At 71.3% G+C, this 15,086-nt stretch carries 13 protein-coding genes; 5 read left to right on the top strand and 8 right to left on the bottom strand.

What is annotated here, in order from left to right; all coding sequences use genetic code 11:
* The first annotated feature begins 41 nt into the window (after nucleotides 1-41).
* Both ACQEVB_RS01990 and ACQEVB_RS01985 read left to right on the top strand, forming a co-directional pair.
* The gene (locus tag ACQEVB_RS01990) at nucleotides 42-716 is read left to right on the top strand and encodes a hypothetical protein (protein WP_432964008.1); all 675 of its coding nucleotides are present in this window, start codon (nucleotides 42-44) and stop codon (nucleotides 714-716) included.
* Complete coding sequence (locus ACQEVB_RS01985) at nucleotides 713-1,441, top strand: hypothetical protein (RefSeq protein ID WP_432964005.1); 729 nt, start codon at nucleotides 713-715, stop codon at nucleotides 1,439-1,441. The genes ACQEVB_RS01990 and ACQEVB_RS01985 overlap by 4 nt, the downstream gene beginning before the upstream one ends.
* Nucleotides 1,442-1,517: 76 nt before the next feature.
* Here the strand turns inward: ACQEVB_RS01985 and ACQEVB_RS01980 are convergent, their stop codons facing one another.
* The 3 genes from ACQEVB_RS01980 to ACQEVB_RS01970 all read right to left on the bottom strand — a co-directional run bounded on the left by ACQEVB_RS01980 (nucleotide 1,518) and on the right by ACQEVB_RS01970 (nucleotide 7,311).
* Entirely contained in the window at nucleotides 1,518-5,165 is a 3,648-nt protein-coding gene (locus ACQEVB_RS01980; RefSeq protein WP_432980067.1) for a multifunctional oxoglutarate decarboxylase/oxoglutarate dehydrogenase thiamine pyrophosphate-binding subunit/dihydrolipoyllysine-residue succinyltransferase subunit, read from the bottom strand.
* A 216-nt stretch (nucleotides 5,166-5,381) separates the two neighbouring features.
* The gene (locus ACQEVB_RS01975; RefSeq protein WP_432964002.1) at nucleotides 5,382-6,170 is read right to left on the bottom strand and encodes a hypothetical protein; all 789 of its coding nucleotides are present in this window, start codon (nucleotides 6,168-6,170) and stop codon (nucleotides 5,382-5,384) included.
* Between the two features lie 109 nt (nucleotides 6,171-6,279).
* On the bottom strand, nucleotides 6,280-7,311 hold the full coding sequence (locus ACQEVB_RS01970) for an LLM class F420-dependent oxidoreductase (protein WP_432963999.1): 1,032 nt from the start codon (nucleotides 7,309-7,311) through the stop codon (nucleotides 6,280-6,282).
* 83 nt (nucleotides 7,312-7,394) lie between these two features.
* Between ACQEVB_RS01970 and ACQEVB_RS01965 the strand changes: the two genes are divergently transcribed.
* Together ACQEVB_RS01965 and ACQEVB_RS01960 are read left to right on the top strand one after the other, a co-directional pair.
* Nucleotides 7,395-7,991, top strand: a complete 597-nt coding sequence (locus ACQEVB_RS01965) for an ArsR/SmtB family transcription factor (RefSeq protein ID WP_432963996.1) — start codon at nucleotides 7,395-7,397, stop codon at nucleotides 7,989-7,991.
* The gene (locus ACQEVB_RS01960) at nucleotides 7,988-8,212 is read left to right on the top strand and encodes a hypothetical protein (RefSeq protein WP_432963993.1); all 225 of its coding nucleotides are present in this window, start codon (nucleotides 7,988-7,990) and stop codon (nucleotides 8,210-8,212) included. The genes ACQEVB_RS01965 and ACQEVB_RS01960 overlap by 4 nt, the downstream gene beginning before the upstream one ends.
* 48 nt (nucleotides 8,213-8,260) lie before the next feature.
* Here the strand turns inward: ACQEVB_RS01960 and ACQEVB_RS01955 are convergent, their stop codons facing one another.
* Complete coding sequence (locus tag ACQEVB_RS01955; protein ID WP_432963990.1) at nucleotides 8,261-8,965, bottom strand: dienelactone hydrolase family protein; 705 nt, start codon at nucleotides 8,963-8,965, stop codon at nucleotides 8,261-8,263.
* A 153-nt stretch (nucleotides 8,966-9,118) separates the two neighbouring features.
* Between ACQEVB_RS01955 and ACQEVB_RS01950 the strand changes: the two genes are divergently transcribed.
* Entirely contained in the window at nucleotides 9,119-10,666 is a 1,548-nt protein-coding gene (locus ACQEVB_RS01950; RefSeq protein ID WP_432963988.1) for a helix-turn-helix domain-containing protein, read from the top strand.
* Nucleotides 10,667-10,746: 80 nt separating this feature from the next.
* On the opposite strand, the gene ACQEVB_RS01945 is transcribed toward ACQEVB_RS01950, so the two are convergent.
* The 4 genes from ACQEVB_RS01945 to ACQEVB_RS01930 form a co-directional block, all read right to left on the bottom strand.
* On the bottom strand, nucleotides 10,747-11,637 hold the full coding sequence (locus ACQEVB_RS01945; RefSeq protein WP_432963985.1) for a type IV toxin-antitoxin system AbiEi family antitoxin domain-containing protein: 891 nt from the start codon (nucleotides 11,635-11,637) through the stop codon (nucleotides 10,747-10,749).
* A gap of 128 nt (nucleotides 11,638-11,765) precedes the next feature.
* Nucleotides 11,766-13,325, bottom strand: coding sequence for a long-chain-fatty-acid--CoA ligase (locus ACQEVB_RS01940; protein WP_432963982.1), 1,560 nt, complete (start codon nucleotides 13,323-13,325; stop codon nucleotides 11,766-11,768).
* Between the two features lie 85 nt (nucleotides 13,326-13,410).
* Complete coding sequence (locus tag ACQEVB_RS01935) at nucleotides 13,411-14,007, bottom strand: dihydrofolate reductase family protein (protein ID WP_432963979.1); 597 nt, start codon at nucleotides 14,005-14,007, stop codon at nucleotides 13,411-13,413.
* Nucleotides 14,008-14,066: 59 nt separating this feature from the next.
* A complete protein-coding gene (locus tag ACQEVB_RS01930) occupies nucleotides 14,067-14,843 on the bottom strand; it encodes an adenylate/guanylate cyclase domain-containing protein (RefSeq protein ID WP_432963976.1) in 777 nt (258 codons plus the stop codon).
* Nucleotides 14,844-15,086 lie beyond the last annotated feature (243 nt).

Raw genomic sequence — 15,086 nt, 5'->3', positions numbered from 1 at the left:
GCCGGGGTCCTGCGGTTCACCGCAGGTTGGTGGGGGGGACGATGGACGCGGGCGATGCGTGGATCGCGCGGATCATCATGCTGGCCGTGATCGCCGGTGGGATCGCGCTGCTCGTGCTCGTCGGGACGCCCCTCGGCATCGGCGGCGTGTTCATCGGTCTGGTCGGCCTGCTGTTCGTGGCGTTCGAACGTGGACCAACCCTTGCACGGCCCAGGCCCGGGTCCGCCGAGGCGGGCTGGAGTCGAGCGCGCCAACGGCTGGACCTGGTCAGCACCCAGTACGCCGCGTACGAGTGCGATCCGCAGGAAGTGCTGCGCCTGCCGGCCCTCGCCGACGTCACCGTGCCCAGCACCGCCACGTTCGTCGCCGCCTTCGCGCACGCCCAGGCCCTCAGGACCGACGCGCCGCCCCGATCCCGCGACGCGACCGACTTCATCGCCGCCGTCGAGAAGACCGAACGAGCCTGGCGGGAAGCCCGGGACGCCGCTCACCGCATCGACCTCGACGCGCTCTCCCTGCCGGACCGAGCTGCGGTCACCCGGATCAGGGAACTGCTCACCGCTGCGCTCGACCGCGACAGCGAACCCGAGCGGCGCGCCGCGTACGTCCTCGCCCGCGCCGAGCTGCGGGCGTTGACCGAAGCCGGTCGGATCCGGGTCCCCGAGCCGGCTCAGGCCGCGCTGGACGCCGCTGCACGAGGCGAGCTGGCCTCGTGACCCCCAGACCGCCGACCAGGACAGAAGCCGCGCTGCTGCTGGCGTTCGTGACAGTGCTCAGCTTCGTCACCACGGCGGTAGCTCTGGTCGTGCTCGTCGTGAAGCCCGGCAACTTCCTGTCGGTGCTGCCTCTGCTCATCGCCTTCTACGGCGTCACGGCCATCTTGTTCTTCACACGAAGGGAAGCGATCGGTGGTCAGGATCCGGCCCCACCCGTCGTCATGGGGCCGGCCGACCTGGCGAAGGCGCACGGCGCCGCGCGGCGGCGCCTCGCCACCCTACGGGCCGAGTACGCGGCCTTCGAGAGCGACGCCGTCCAGGTACTGCGTCTGCCCGCGCTCGTGGACGTCTCCGTGCCCAGCACCGCGCGGTTCGTCGAGGACCTCGCCGCGGCACTCGTCCTCGACGCCGCAACGCCTAGGTCGGTAGCCGCCCTCCGCGAGTACACCAGCGCCGTCGACCGAGCCCGGCGCAGCTGGGTCGCCGCCCGCGAGGCCGCACGGCGCATCCGCGACACCACGCTCGCACCCGGCGAGCACGCCGCCGTCCGCCGGGTCCTGCGACTGCTCGACCTCGCGGCCGACAACGACAACGAGGCGGAACGCCGACTCGCCTACACCCGCGCCCTGGACGAGCTGACCAAGCTGTCGGGTAGCGGCACTCTCAACGTTCCACCCGCCGCCATGGCCACCCTCGCCGCACGGGCGCAGGGCGAGTCGCGCTGACGCGGCCACGCCGCCGCGCAGAGGTACGAGAACTCCTCCCGCGATCGACGCGGGAGGAGTTCACTCGATGCGACGTCTACTCCGCGCGCTCGAAGGCCGCGTCGATGAGGGCCGCCTGCTCCACCTCGTGCACCTTCGACGAGCCGGGGGCCGGGGCGGCCATGCGACGCCGCGAGACGCGCTTCATCCCGACGAGCCGGGGCAGCTTCTCCGGCAGCTCCAGGCCCAGGAACGGCCAGGCGCCCTGGTTGGCCGGCTCCTCCTGCACCCAGCGGAAGTCCTCCGCGTTGGGGTACCGGTCGAGGACGGCCGCGATCTGCCGGTCGGCGATCGGGTAGAGCTGCTCCAGACGCACGAGCGCGACGCCGTCGAGCTCCTTCTTCTCCCGGGCGGTGGCCAGCTCGTAGTAGATCTTGCCGCTGCACAGGAGCACGGTGTGGACGTCGCGGGCGGGCGAGTCGAGGTCGCGGTAGCGCGGGTCGTCGATGACGTGCCGGAACCGGCCGCCGGTGAAGTCCGCCAGCGGGCTGACGACCTGCTTGGCCCGCAGCATCCACTTGGGCGTGAACACGACGAGCGGGCGCTGGATGCCGTCGAGGGCGTGCCGGCGCAGCAGGTGGAAGTAGTTGGCCGGTTCGGTGGGCAGCGCGACCGTCATCGAGCCCTCGGCGCAGAGCTGCAGGAACCGCTCGATGCGGCCCGAGCTGTGGTCGGGGCCCTGGCCTTCGAGGCCGTGCGGCAGCAGCAGGGCGACGTCGGAGGTCTGGCCCCACTTCGCCTCACCGGACGAGATGAACTCGTCGATGATCGACTGGGCGCCGTTGACGAAGTCGCCGAACTGCGCCTCCCACGCCACGAACGCGTTGGGGTTGGCCACCGAGTAGCCGTACTCGAACCCGAGCGCGGCGAACTCCGAGAGCGCCGAGTCGTAGGGCAGGAACCGCTCCTGCTCCGGCGACAGGTTGCGCAGCGGGAAGTACTCCTCGCCGGTCTTCCGGTCGATGATCACCGAGTGGCGCTGCACGAACGTGCCGCGCCGGGTGTCCTGCCCGGAGATGCGCACGAGCTTGCCGTCCATCGCCAGCGAGCCGAGCGCGATCAGCTCGGCGAACGCCCAGTCGACGTTGCCCTCGCGCGACGCGGTGTGGCGGCGCTGCAGCACCGGCTTGACCCGCTGGTGGACGGTGAAGCCCTCCGGCAGCTCGACGTGCGCGTCGCCGATGCGGTGGATGGTCTCGATCGACACCGACGTGTCGAGGTCGGCCGGGATCGACTGCTCCTGCTCCACCGAGGGGCTGGGCCGCGGCGGGGTCTTCTCCAGCTCGCGGACCTCGTTGAACACGTGCTCGAGCTGGTTGGAGAAGTCGCGCAGCGCGTGCTCGGCCTCCTCCATGGAGATGTCGCCACGGCCGATCAGCGACTCGGTGTAGATCTTCCGGACGCTGCGCTTGGCGTCGATGATGTCGTACATCGACGGCTGCGTCATCGACGGGTCGTCGCCCTCGTTGTGGCCGCGACGGCGGTAGCAGACCATGTCGATGACGACGTCGTTGTGCCACTTCTCGCGGTACTCGACGGCGAGCTTGGCCACCCAGACGCACGCCTCGGGGTCGTCGCCGTTCACGTGGAAGACCGGCGCGTCGATCATCTTCGCGACGTCGGTGGAGTACTGCGACGAGCGCGAGTTCTCCGGCGCGGTGGTGAACCCGACCTGGTTGTTGACCACGACGTGGACGGTGCCGCCGGTGCGGTAGCCGCGCAGCTTCGCGAGGTTCAGCGTCTCCGCGACCACGCCCTGCCCGGCGAACGCGGCGTCGCCGTGCATCATCAGCGGAAGGACGGTGAAGCCGCCGTCGCCCTTGTTGAGCAGGTCCTGCTTGGCCCGCACGATGCCCTCGAGCACCGGGTCGACGGCCTCCAGGTGCGACGGGTTGGACGCCAGCGACACCACGGTCTCGCCGTCGCCGAACATGCGGAAGTACTTGCCCTCCGCGCCCAGGTGGTACTTCACGTCGCCGGAGCCGTGCGCCTGGCCCGGGTCGAGGTTGCCCTCGAACTCGCGGAAGATCTGGCTGATCGGCTTGCCCACGATGTTGGCCAGCACGTTCAGCCGGCCGCGGTGCGGCATGCCGATGACGACCTCGTCGAGCTCGTGCGCAGCCGCGGTGTCGAGCACGGCGTCGAGCAGCGGGATGACGGTCTCGCCGCCCTCCAGCGAGAAGCGCTTCTGCCCGACGTACTTGGTCTGCAGGAACGTCTCGAACGCCTCGGCGGCGTTGAGCTTCGACAGGATGTACTTCTGCTCGGCCTGGTTGGGCTTCTGGTGCGGCACCTCGATCCGCTCCTGCAGCCAGGCGCGCTGCTGCGGGTCGGCGATGTGCATGTACTCGATGCCGACGGTGCGGCAGTACGAGTCGCGCAGCACGCCGAGCACGTCGCGCAGCTTCATCCGCTGCTGGCCGGCGAACCCGCCGACGGCGAACTCGCGGTCGAGGTCCCACAGCGTGAGGCCGTGCGAGAGCACGTCGAGGTCGGGGTGGCGGCGCTGGCGGTAGTTCAGCGGGTCGGTGTCGGCCATCAGGTGGCCGCGGGTGCGGTGGGCGTCGATCAGCTCCAGCACGCGCGCGGTCTTGTCGACCGGGCCCTCCGGGATGTCCTGCACCCAGCGGATCGGCTCGTACGGGACGCGCAGCGAGCGGAAGATCTCGTCGTAGAAGCCGTCCTCGCCGAGCAGCAGCGCGTGCACGCGGCGCAGGAAGTCGCCGGACTCGGCGCCCTGGATGATCCGGTGGTCGTACGTGGACGTCAACGTGATGATCTTGCTGATGCCCATGTCGGCCAGGCGCTCGGCACTCGCGCCCTGGAACTCGGCCGGGTACTCCATCGCCCCGACGCCGACGATCGTGCCCTGGCCCGTCATCAGCCGCGGCACCGAGTGGTTGGTGCCCAGCGTGCCGGGATTGGTGAGGCTGATCGTGGTGCCGGCGAAGTCCTCCGCGGTCAGGCTGCCCGCGCGGGCCTTGCGGACGATGTCCTCGTACGCCGCCCAGAACTGTGCGAACGTCATCGTCTCGCAGGCCTTGATCGAGACGACGACGAGCGAGCGCTGCCCGTTCTTGCCGGGCAGGTCGATGGCCAGGCCCAGGTTGACGTGCTCGGGCTGGACGACGGTCGGCTTGCCGTCGACCTCGGTGTAGTGCCGGTTCATCACCGGGAACTGGGCGAGCGCCCGCACAACGGCGAAGCCGATGAGGTGGGTGAACGAGAGCTTGCCGCCACGGGTGCGCTTGAGCTGGTTGTTGATGACGACGCGGTTGTCGGCGAGGAGCTTCGCCGGCACCGCGCGCACGCTGGTGGCGGTGGGCACCGTCAGCGACGCGTTCATGTTCTTGACGACGGCACCGGCGGCGCCGCGCAGCGGGGTGCTGGTGCCCGTGGAGTCGGCGGCGGCCGGCTTCGCGGCCTGCGAGGTGGAGCCGGCGGCCGGCTTGGCGGCGCTCGGCGCCGACGGCGTGGCCGGGCGGGGCCGCTCCGGCGCCTTCTGCTCGACCTTCGGGGCGGCGGCCGGAGCTGCGGCGGCACCGTTGCTCGACGGCTCTACGGCGGGCTTGGCGGTGGCCGTGCCGTTCTGCGCGGGTTCGTCGGACTCGGGGCGGTAGTCGGCGAAGAACTCGTGCCAGGCCGGGTCGACGGTCTCGGGGTCGTCGAGGAAGCGCTGGTACATCTCCTCGACGAGCCACTCGTTGGTGCCGAACTGGCCCCCCGAGCCGTAGGTACTCGCGGCTTCGCCGCCGGTTGCCGGACCGGATGAGGTACTACTGGTGGACACGCTGAGGACCGCCTTGATCGGATCGCATCGTCGTTCGCCGAGGACTGCACCCCAGGTTAGCCCTCGCCGGAATCGCCCGGTACCGCGCCGCGGCGGGGTGTGACCCACGGGTCACGAGTGCGGCAGCTCGCCCAGCCCGTCCACCGTCGAGGTGCGGACGGCGGTGGTGCTGATCACGGTGCCGGCGGGCAGACCGAACCGTGAATCCGTGCGCAGCGTGTCGCGCTCCCCGGCGAACTGGCCGTCCTCCGGCGCGATGAGCAGCTCGGTGCAGGTGCGTCCGGCGTCGTGCACGACGGCGATGCACGGGCGCCCGTCGACGTCGCAGACGCCGTCCCGGCGGGTGACGTCCGGCAGGCCGAGCAGCGCGCCGTAGAGGGCGGTGCGCAGCGAAGCCGGCACGAGCGCGGTGCGCAGCACGTTCACCGCGGCGGCGAACGGGCCGAACCAGTTGCCGGGGTTCTCGTCGACGAGCCGGGCCCGCAGCTCGTCGGGGTCGCGGGGCAGGTCGGCGAAGAACGCCGGCGTCGGAGCCTGCCAGCTGCCCCGACGCGGCGGGGGCGGGGCGCACGGCGGCTCGCCGAACTCGTCGGCGGCACCGTCCAGCTCGAAGCGGCCGTGCCGTGCGACGAACCGCCCGACCGGACCGACGTCGCGCAGCTCGAACCCGTCGTCGGCCGCCTCCTCGGCGGAGCCGATCAGCCACCGCTGCGCGCCAGTCAGCTCGCGGACCAGCAGCCACTCCCGGTCGGTGCGGGCCGGGACCCACTGGCGCAGCCGGTGCTCGGTGAGGTGGGTGTGCCGGCCGAACGTTCCCATCCACCAGGCGTGGGTCTCGACGTAGGTGTACTGGTCCGACCGCAGCGGTCGATCGGACGCCTCGATGGCGAGGTCGGGCAACACACGCTCCACTTCGGTGCGGACACTTCCGTGTCGGACGCAGTCCACTGCAGAGTGTGACTGGATGCGGAGCGTGGTTGCGCGTGACCCCTTCGTCACCGGTTGGGAGTCAGGAGATCCACTCCTTCGCCCGCCCGAGCAACCGCGGTTGATCTGCGGTGATCGGGTTGACGTGCAGATGGGTCACGCCGGCCTCCTTGAGTGCGGCGATCCGCTCCTTCACGTGACCCTCCGGGCCGATCAGGCTGACGCCGTCGATGAACGCGTCCGGGAGCGCGGCCGCCGCCTCGTCCTTCTTGCCGTCGAGGTAGAGGTCCTGGACGAGCTTCGCCTCGTCCGCGAAGCCCTGCCGGGCGAAGATCGTGTTGTAGAAGTTGCGGCCGCGCGCGCCCATCCCGCCGATGTAGAGGGCGAACATGGCGCGGGCGAGCTGGCGGGCCGGCTCGAACATCTCCTCCTCGGTGGCCAGGATGCCGCCACCGGTGATCTGCAGCTGCCCGAGCTCTGGCGCCCGCTTGGCCAGGCCGCGCGCGAGTGCCTCGCCGAACACGTCCTGCAGCTTCTCGGGCATGAGCACGTGCGGCAGCCAGCCGTTGGCCAGTTCCGCGGTCATCTCGACGTTCTTGTCGCCCAGCGACGCCACCCAGATCGGGATCTCGGCGCGCTTGGGGTGGTTGATCAGCTTGAGCGGCTTGCCCAGGCCGGTGCCCTGGTCGGGTGGCAGCGGGATCGGGTAGAGCCCCTGGTTCTCCACGCGCTCGCGGCGCCAGACCTTGCGGCAGATCTCGATGATCTCGCGCGTGCGCGCGATCGGCTTGTCGTAGGGCACGCCGTGGAAGCCCTCGATGACCTGCGGGCCCGAGGCGCCGAGGCCGAGGATCGCGCGGCCGCCGGACAGCGCGTCGACGCCGGCGGCCGACATGGCCGTGAGCGTGGGGGTGCGCGTGTAGATCGGCAGGATGCCCGCGCCGATCTGCACCGTCTCGGTCTTCGCGGCCAGGTAGCCCATCAAGGAGACCGCGTCGAAGCTGTACGCCTCGGCGACCCAGACGACGTCGAGACCGGCCTTCTCCCACTCGACGACGGTGTTCGCGTTGCGCACCGGGTCGTCGCCGTACTGCAGGATCGTCGAGAGCAGCATGTGCTGTCTCTATCCCCAAGTTACTCGCGAGTCAACCTTCAGAAACCTTGCTAAAGGTTCCTTGAGCAAGATACCTTGAGTACATGCCGGAGCCGAAGGGCCTGATCACCGAGCCGCAGCGCCTGCGCGCGATGTCGCACCCCACGCGGCTGGCCATCCTGGAGCTGCTGGCCATCGACGAGACGGCCACGGCCACCAGGTGCGCCGAGCTCACCGGGGAGAGCGTCGCCAGCTGCTCGTACCACCTGGGGATGCTCGCCAAGTACGGGTTCATCGAGGCGGTGGAGGGGCCAGGCCGGGAGAAGCCGTGGCGGCTGCTGCAGCGAGAGCAGAGCTGGACCACCCGCAGCCTGGACCCGGAGGGCGCGTTGGCCGCCGAGGCGCTCACCGAGACGTTCATCGACCACGTCGCGGAGCAGATGAAGGCGGCGTTCCGCCGGAGCGGCCTGGAACCGGAGGAGTGGCGCGAGGCGAACGGCTCCAGCGGGGCCGCCGTCTACCTCACCCCCGACGAACTGCGTGCGCTCAAGGAGGAGCTGCTCGCCATCGCCGGGCGGTACGAGCCGCGCAACACCGACCCGTCCTTGCGGCCGCCGGGGTCGCGCCCGGTGCGGCTGTTCATGGCCCGCTGGCTGGCCCGCCCGTACGACGGTCCCGCACACGACGAGGAGTCATCATGATCGACCCGTACGGACACCTGGCCTACCTGCGCGCCGAGGAGCTGCGGCGCACCGCCGAGGAGCACCGCCGGCACGTCGTCGCGGAACGGGCGGCCCGCCCGTCGCTGCTGCTGCGCCTGTACGCGCGGGCGTGGTGGGCGTCGCGCCCGAGGGCGGAGCGGTGGACGCCGGCGCTGCTGGAGAGCTGGCCGATGCCCGCGTCGAGAACGACGTTGTGGTGATCAACAGGGCTTTTTGATCACCACAACGTCGTTCTCGACGGCAAGACCTCACCCGTCGAGGTGCTCGTGCAGGAACGCGATCGTCCTCGGCCATGCCTGCGCCGCGGCTGCCTCGTTGTACAGGGTCGGGGCGTCCCAGTTGGAGAACGCGTGGCCGGCGGCGTAGTGCTCGAACCGCGCGTCCTTGTCGGCCATCGCCGCCTCCACGGCGGCCACCTGGTCGGCCGGGATGTACGGGTCCTCGTCGCCGTAGTGGAAGAGCATCGGGCACTCGATGCTCGACGCGCGGTCGAGCAGCTGGCCGATCGCCGAGCCGTAGTACGACACCATCGCGTCCGGGCCCTTGCCGTCGACGCGGCAGCCCGCCGCGCAGAGGAACGCGAGCGTGCCGCCCAGGCAGAAGCCGACCCCGCCGACCTTCCCGCTGCATCCGGGGAGCGCGAGCAGGTGTGCCATCGTCGCCGTCAGGTCCGACTCGACCTGCGCGAAGTCCAGCTGCTGGACGTGCGCCATGCCCTCGGCCATGCCCGACTCGTCGGCCCGCTCGAACCGCGGCTCGATCCGCCAGAACACGTCCGGTGCCAGCGCCAGGAACCCGGCCTCGGCGAGCCGGTCGCACAGGCCGCGGATGTTGTCGTTGATGCCGAAGATCTCCTGGAAAACCAGTACACCGGGGCCTGATTCGCCGGCCCGGTAGGCGTCGAAGGTGCCGCCGTCGGCGGCGGTGATCTTCTCGTAGCTGCCGGTGCTCATGGGCGCACGATAGGGCAGGCGGGGGTTCTGGTCGCTCCGGTCGTGGCCCACGGGTTGCGCGTGCTCGACGCGCTGCGTCATCGTGTGTCGCCCGCGATCGTCGCGGACGGGGTCCCGGCTGCGATATCTCATGTGTGAGATATGCTCCGCCGCATGGTCGACACCGTGGAACCGTCGCTCCAGTACCTCACCCGGATCGGCCGGCTGGTGCGCGACGCGCGCAAGCACCGCGGGCTCACCCAGGCCCAGCTCGGCGCGGCCATCGGCACCAGCCAGAGCGCGATCAACCGGATCGAGCAGGGCAACCAGAACCTCGGGCTCGAGCTGCTCGGGCGCATCGGTGCCGCGCTGGACTCCGAGATCGTCTCGCTCGGCCACTCCGGGCCCATGCACCTGCGCGTGGTCGGCGGGCAGCCGCTCGCCGGCGAGATCACCGTCAAGACGAGCAAGAACGCGGGCGTGGCGCTGCTGTGCGCATCGCTGCTCAACAAGGGCCGCACCGTGCTGCGCCGCGTCGCGCGGATCGAAGAGGTCAACCGCATCCTCGAGGTGCTCGGCAGCATCGGGGTCCGTTGGCGCTGGTTGAACGCCGACAACGACCTCGAGATCGTGCCGCCGGCCCGGCTCGACCTCACCCACCTCGACGTCGAGGCGGCTCGGCGCACCCGCAGCGTCGTCATGTTCTTCGGTCCGCTGATGCGCGAGCACGACGTGTTCGCCCTGCCCTACGCCGGCGGCTGCGCGCTCGGCACCCGCACCGTCGAGCCGCACATGACGGCGCTGCGCCCGTTCGGGCTAGCCGTCACCGCCACCGACGGGAGCTACCACGCCCGGGTCGACCGGACCGTCGGGCCGGTCCCGCCGATCGTGCTCACCGAGCGCGGCGACACCGTCACCGAGAACGCGCTGCTCGCCGCCGCCCGGCACGACGGCGTGACCGTGATCCGCAACGCCAGCCCCAACTACATGGTGCAGGACCTGTGCTTCTTCCTGGAGGAGCTGGGCGTGCGCATCGACGGCGTCGGCACCACCACCCTGACCGTCCACGGGGTGCCCGACATCAAGCGTGACGTCGACTACTCGCCGTCCGAGGACCCAATCGAAGCGATGAGCCTGGTCACGGCCGCGATCGTCACCTCGTCGGAGATCACCGTGCGGCGGGTGCCGATCGAGTTCATGGAGATCGAGCTGGCCGTGCTCGCCGGCATGGGCCTGCGCTACGACACGTCGGCGGAGTACACCGCCGACAACGGCCGGACCCGGCTCGTCGACCTCGTCGTGCACCCCGCGCCGCTGCACGCGCCGATCGACAAGATCCACCCGATGCCGTTCCCCGGCCTCAACATCGACAACCTGCCGTTCTTCGCCCTCATCGCGGCCACCGCCACCGGCTCGACGCTGATCCACGACTGGGTCTACGAGAACCGCGCCCTCTACCTCACCGAGCTGACGAAGCTCGGCGCGAAGGTGACGCTGCTCGACCCGCACCGCGTCTACGTCGAAGGGCCCACGCGCTGGTCGGGCGCCGAGGTGATGTGCCCGGCCGCCCTGCGTCCCGCGGTGGTCGTGCTGCTGGCGATGCTCGCGGCCAAGGGCACGTCGGTGCTGCGCAACGTGTACGTGATCAACCGCGGGTACGAGCAGCTGGCCGACCGGCTGAACCAACTGGGCGCAAGGATCGAGACGTTCCGCGACCTCTGACGGGCGACGTCACACACGGCTGGGCCCGTTCACACACGTCCGGACGTGTGTGAAGGGGCCCGCGGGTGTGTGACGTCGCGTCAGCGGCGGCGCAACCGCAGGCGGAGGCGGTGTGCTACCGGCGCGAACGCGTCCAGCTCGGCCCAGGTCCAGCGCACCACGGCGAGGCCCTGGTCGCGGATGACGTCCTCGCGGCGCTTCTCCTCGAACACCACGTCGCCGGGGTCCTGCCCGGTGCGCAGCAGGCGCCCGTACTTGACGCGCCCGTCGAACTCGCCGACGGTCCGCTGCTCGTACCAGACGAAGTCGGTCTCGTAGGGCGTGCCGGGAACCGGCCACTGCAGCCCCGGCGTGGGCAGGCCGGCCGCGGCGATCAGGACCCGGCTGCGCGACTCGCCGACCCCGCCACTGCGCCCGTCGGCGAACTCCAGTACGCGTCTGGCCGACGGCACACCCGGCCACCTGCGCATGGCCGCGAGCAGGCCCCACGCCCGCTCCCGGTCGGTCCCGGCACGGGCGAACGCGCCGTCGGCGACGACCACGGCCTGCATGAACGGGAAGGCGCGGGCGATGTCGAGCACCGTCCGCTCGACCGAGGTCACGGCGATGCCGTCGAGGTCGACGACCTCGCCCGGATCGAGGGAGTTCGTGCGCACGTGGACCAGCTCGCCGCGGCGGCCGCCCCGGCACCGCCCCGGCCGGGTGATCTGGACCCGGTCGAGGGGGAGCTTCCAGATCGGCAACCCGTGCAGCACCGCGGCGGAGACGTGGCTCACCACGGCTTCGCTCGACAGCAGCTCGACGGCCGCGCGCACGCGGAGCGCGTGCTGCTCCAGCGCGTCGGGCGGCAGCGGCCCGTGCACGTAGGTGCCACGGCGGATCGCGTCCAGGTGGCCGCCGCCGCGCAACCGGCGGAGCTCCTTGAGCGAGTAGCCCTGGTCGACCAGGGCGTTGCGACGGTGCAGGTCCACCCGCGCAGACTGCCCGGCCAACGCCGGTCACGTGGTCGTTTCGGCAAACCCACCCGACCTCACACACCGCTGGGCCCGTTCACACACGTTCTGACGTGTGTGAACGGGCCCAGCGGTGTGTGACGTGCCTACACCACCTGGCGCTCCCGACCCTCCCAGTACGGCTTGCGCAGGTCCTTCTTCAGCACCTTCCCCGACGGGTTGCGCGGCAGCTCGTCGATGACGTCGACGGACTTGGGGCACTTGAACGACGCCAGCTGCTCACGGCACCACGCGAGGAGCGCCTCCGGGTCGACGGTCTGCCCCGGCGCGGGGACGACGATCGCCTTCGGCACCTCGCCCCACTTCTCGTCGGGCACGCCGATCACGGTGACGTCGCCGACGGTCGGGTGCTCGGCCAGCACGCGCTCGATCTCGGCGGGGTAGATGTTCTCGCCGCCGCTGATGATCATGTCCTTGATCCGGTCGGTGACGTAGAAGTAGCCGTCCTCGTCGACGTACCCGCCGTCGCCGCTGCGCAGCCAGCCGTCGGCAGTGATGGCGGCCTCGGTGGCCTCGGGCTTCTGCCAGTAGCCGGCCATCAGCTGCTCGGTGCGCACCCACAGCTCGCCCGCCGTGCCGACGGGCACCGGCTCCCCGGTGGCGGGGTCGCGGATCTCGATCTCGACGCCGTGGATGGGCTTGCCAGCGGACGTCAGGCGGTGCGCGACCGCGGGGCTCTCGTCGTGGTCCTCCGGGCCGAGCGAGCTGACGACGCCGCAGGCCTCGGTCATGCCGTAGACCTGGTGCATCACGCCGGGGAACAGCTTCAGGCACGCCCGCATCACCGGCAGCGGCATCGGCGACGCGCCGTAGGAGAGCGCCTTCAGCGCGCTCACGTCCCGCTCGGCCGCGCCGGGCACCTGCGCCATCACGGCGAGCAGCGCCGGCACCAGGAACGTGTGGGTGATCCGCTCGCGCTCCAGCATGTCCCACACGGCGTTCGGGTCGGGCATGCGCAGCATCGAGATCCTGGCGCCGCGGGCCATCGCGAGCAGCGCGTAGCTGGTGCCGCCGACGTGGAACAGCGGCATCGCCACCTGCACCACCGAGCCCGGGTCCAGCGCGAAGTCGGCGGCGACGTTGCTGGCGTGCGCGAGCATCCCGCGGTGGGTGAGCAGCGCGCCCTTGGGGAAGCCGGTGGTGCCGGACGTGTAGAGCTGCACGAAGCAGTCGTCGGGGGAGGCGTCGTAGTGGTCGGTGTCCGGCTCCTGGGCGGCGAGCCACGCCTCGTACTCGTCGCCGTCGCCCCCGACGTGCACCACCTGCTCGACGGTCGGGAGCTTCTCGCGGATCTGCGCCACCGCGCCGGCGAACTCGGGGCCGATGAAGAGGATCTTCGCGCCCGCGTCGTTGATCACGTAGATGATCTCGGGCGGGGCGAGCCGGAAGTTGACGACGGCGTTGACCGTGCCCACCTGGGCGCACGCGAGCGTCGTCTCCAGGCAGGACGGGTGGTTGAGGTCGAGCACCGCCACCCGGTCGCCTGGGCGCAGCCCGGCGGCGCGCTGGGCTGCGGCGTTGCGGCGGATCCTGTCGACGAACTGCGCCCACGTCCAGGTGGTCCCGGCGAAGCTCAGGGCGATGTCGTCCGGGCGCTGCCGGGCGGTCTCGGCGACGATCGCGGCGAAGTCGGTCTGGTCCGTCATGCGTCTCCCCTGGGGGTGCGGCGGCGTTGCTGCAGCAGAGCGGCTGGCGGATGGTAACGGACAATCCGCCCTCCGCATCAGTCCTTCAGGCCGTCACCGGGAGGTGCAGCGTGGGGCGGTAGACCAGCTCCTGGATGTTGCCGTCCAGCGTCCGCTGCTCGAGCAGCTCGAGGTCGAAGTCGGCCGCGCCGCCCAGCACCGGGTCCGTCCCGGTGCGGCCCGAGATCACGGGAAAGATCGTCACCTGGAGGCGGTCGACCAGGCCGGCGGCCATGAGCGCCCAGTTCAGCGACAGGCTGCCGTGCGAGCGCAACGGCACGTCCGACTCCTCCTTGAGCCGCGTGACCACCTCGACGGCGTCGCCGCGCACGACCGTCGCGTCCGGCCAGTCGAGCGGCCCGTCCAACGTCGACGACACGATGGTGGCCGGCATGCTCCGCATCCGGGTCACCCACGGGTCGCGCACATCCGAGTCCGCGGTGCTCTCCGCCAGCATCTGCACGAACTGGCGGAACGTCCTGGCGCCGAACACCATCCGCTGCTCGGTCCCGAACGAGGCCAGGCGGTGCGCCAGCAGCTCGGGGCCCTGCTTGCCCCAGTAGCCGCCCCAGTCGCCGTCGCCGCCGTAGGAGCCGTAGCCGTCGAGGGTCGTGAAGACGTCGAACGTGTAGGTGGCCGTCATCGGAAACCTCCGGTGCACGGACCGGCCGGGTGCCGGTCTCACCCCGTCCACGAACGCGGTCAGCGGTTTTCGACACTCACGGCGTACACGCGGTGGGTGCCGCGCAGCCCCTTCAGCTCGACGTCGCGCCCGTCGTCGTAGCCGGCGTCCGGCACCGCGTCCCGCACCGCCTCGCTGACCAGCACCTCACCGCCCTGGGCGAGTGCGGCCACGCGGGCGGCGAGGGCGACGTTGCGGCCGAACAGGTCGTCCCCGCGACGGACGGACGTGCCCTCGTGGATGCCGATGCGCACCCGGATCCCGTCGGAGCGTTCGCGCAGCGCCTGCTGCAGCTCGACCGCGCAGCGCACGGCCTCGTCAGGCGACGCGAACGCGATCATGAAGCCGTCGCCCTGGCTCTTCACGACGTGCCCGCCGTGCCGGCGCACGAGCTTCTGCACGAGCGCGGCGTGCCGCTCGATCAGCCGCACCCACTCCCGGTCACCGACCTCCTCGTTGCGCGCCGTCGAGCCCTCGATGTCGGAGAACAGGATCGCCACCCGCCCGTTGACGGCCAGCCGCGCGAGGTCCGGCCGCTCCACCAGCGCCCACCCGGCCAGCTCCTCGACCGACGACCGCACCGCCGCGCCGAAGCCCTCGCGGCGCAGCACGTCGGCGGTCTGCCACACCGTGCGCACCGCCTCCCGCCCGCCGGCGAGCAGCGCCCGGCGCGCGCTGAGCCGGCGCGTCAGCTCGACGGTCTCCGCCCGCGCGCGGGCGAGCCGGCGCGCCACCACGAGCAGCGCGCCGCCCTCGATCACGACGACGGCGGCGAGCGCGTAGATCGCGATCAGCACGGCGACAGTCTCCCGCGGTCCGGACGACGTCACACACTGCCGGGCCCGTTCACACACGTCCGAACGTGTGTGAACGGGCCCGACCGTGTGTGGCGTCGATCAGCCGGGCCAGGCCGCCACCTCCGCCGCACGCTCCACCACCAGCACGTCGACGCCGGCCGGCCGTCTCCGTCCGCGATCTCTGTCGGGGTCACCGATTAACGTGGAGGTCGTGCCTCGTCCCGACACCGAGCTCGGCTGGAT

Origin of the sequence: Pseudonocardia sp. CA-107938, assembly GCF_050936315.1 — a bacterium.
In the GTDB taxonomy this organism is placed as follows: domain Bacteria; phylum Actinomycetota; class Actinomycetes; order Mycobacteriales; family Pseudonocardiaceae; genus Pseudonocardia.
This window is presented reverse-complemented; position numbering and strand designations above follow the sequence as displayed.

What these genes read in the sequence shown, in the direction of transcription:
- ACQEVB_RS01990 (WP_432964008.1), top strand. Translation starts at nt 42, where the DNA reads ATGGACGCGGGCGATGCGTGGATCGCGCGGATCATCATGCTGGCCGTG.
- ACQEVB_RS01980 (WP_432980067.1), bottom strand. Translation starts at nt 5,165, where the DNA reads ATGTACCAGCGCTTCCTCGACGACCCCGAGACCGTCGACCCGGCCTGG.
- ACQEVB_RS01970 (WP_432963999.1), bottom strand. Translation starts at nt 7,311, where the DNA reads ATGCTGCTCTCGACGATCCTGCAGTACGGCGACGACCCGGTGCGCAAC.
- ACQEVB_RS01965 (WP_432963996.1), top strand. Translation starts at nt 7,395, where the DNA reads ATGCCGGAGCCGAAGGGCCTGATCACCGAGCCGCAGCGCCTGCGCGCG.
- ACQEVB_RS01960 (WP_432963993.1), top strand. Translation starts at nt 7,988, where the DNA reads ATGATCGACCCGTACGGACACCTGGCCTACCTGCGCGCCGAGGAGCTG.
- ACQEVB_RS01955 (WP_432963990.1), bottom strand. Translation starts at nt 8,965, where the DNA reads ATGAGCACCGGCAGCTACGAGAAGATCACCGCCGCCGACGGCGGCACC.
- ACQEVB_RS01950 (WP_432963988.1), top strand. Translation starts at nt 9,119, where the DNA reads ATGGTCGACACCGTGGAACCGTCGCTCCAGTACCTCACCCGGATCGGC.
- ACQEVB_RS01940 (WP_432963982.1), bottom strand. Translation starts at nt 13,325, where the DNA reads ATGACGGACCAGACCGACTTCGCCGCGATCGTCGCCGAGACCGCCCGG.
- ACQEVB_RS01935 (WP_432963979.1), bottom strand. Translation starts at nt 14,007, where the DNA reads ATGACGGCCACCTACACGTTCGACGTCTTCACGACCCTCGACGGCTAC.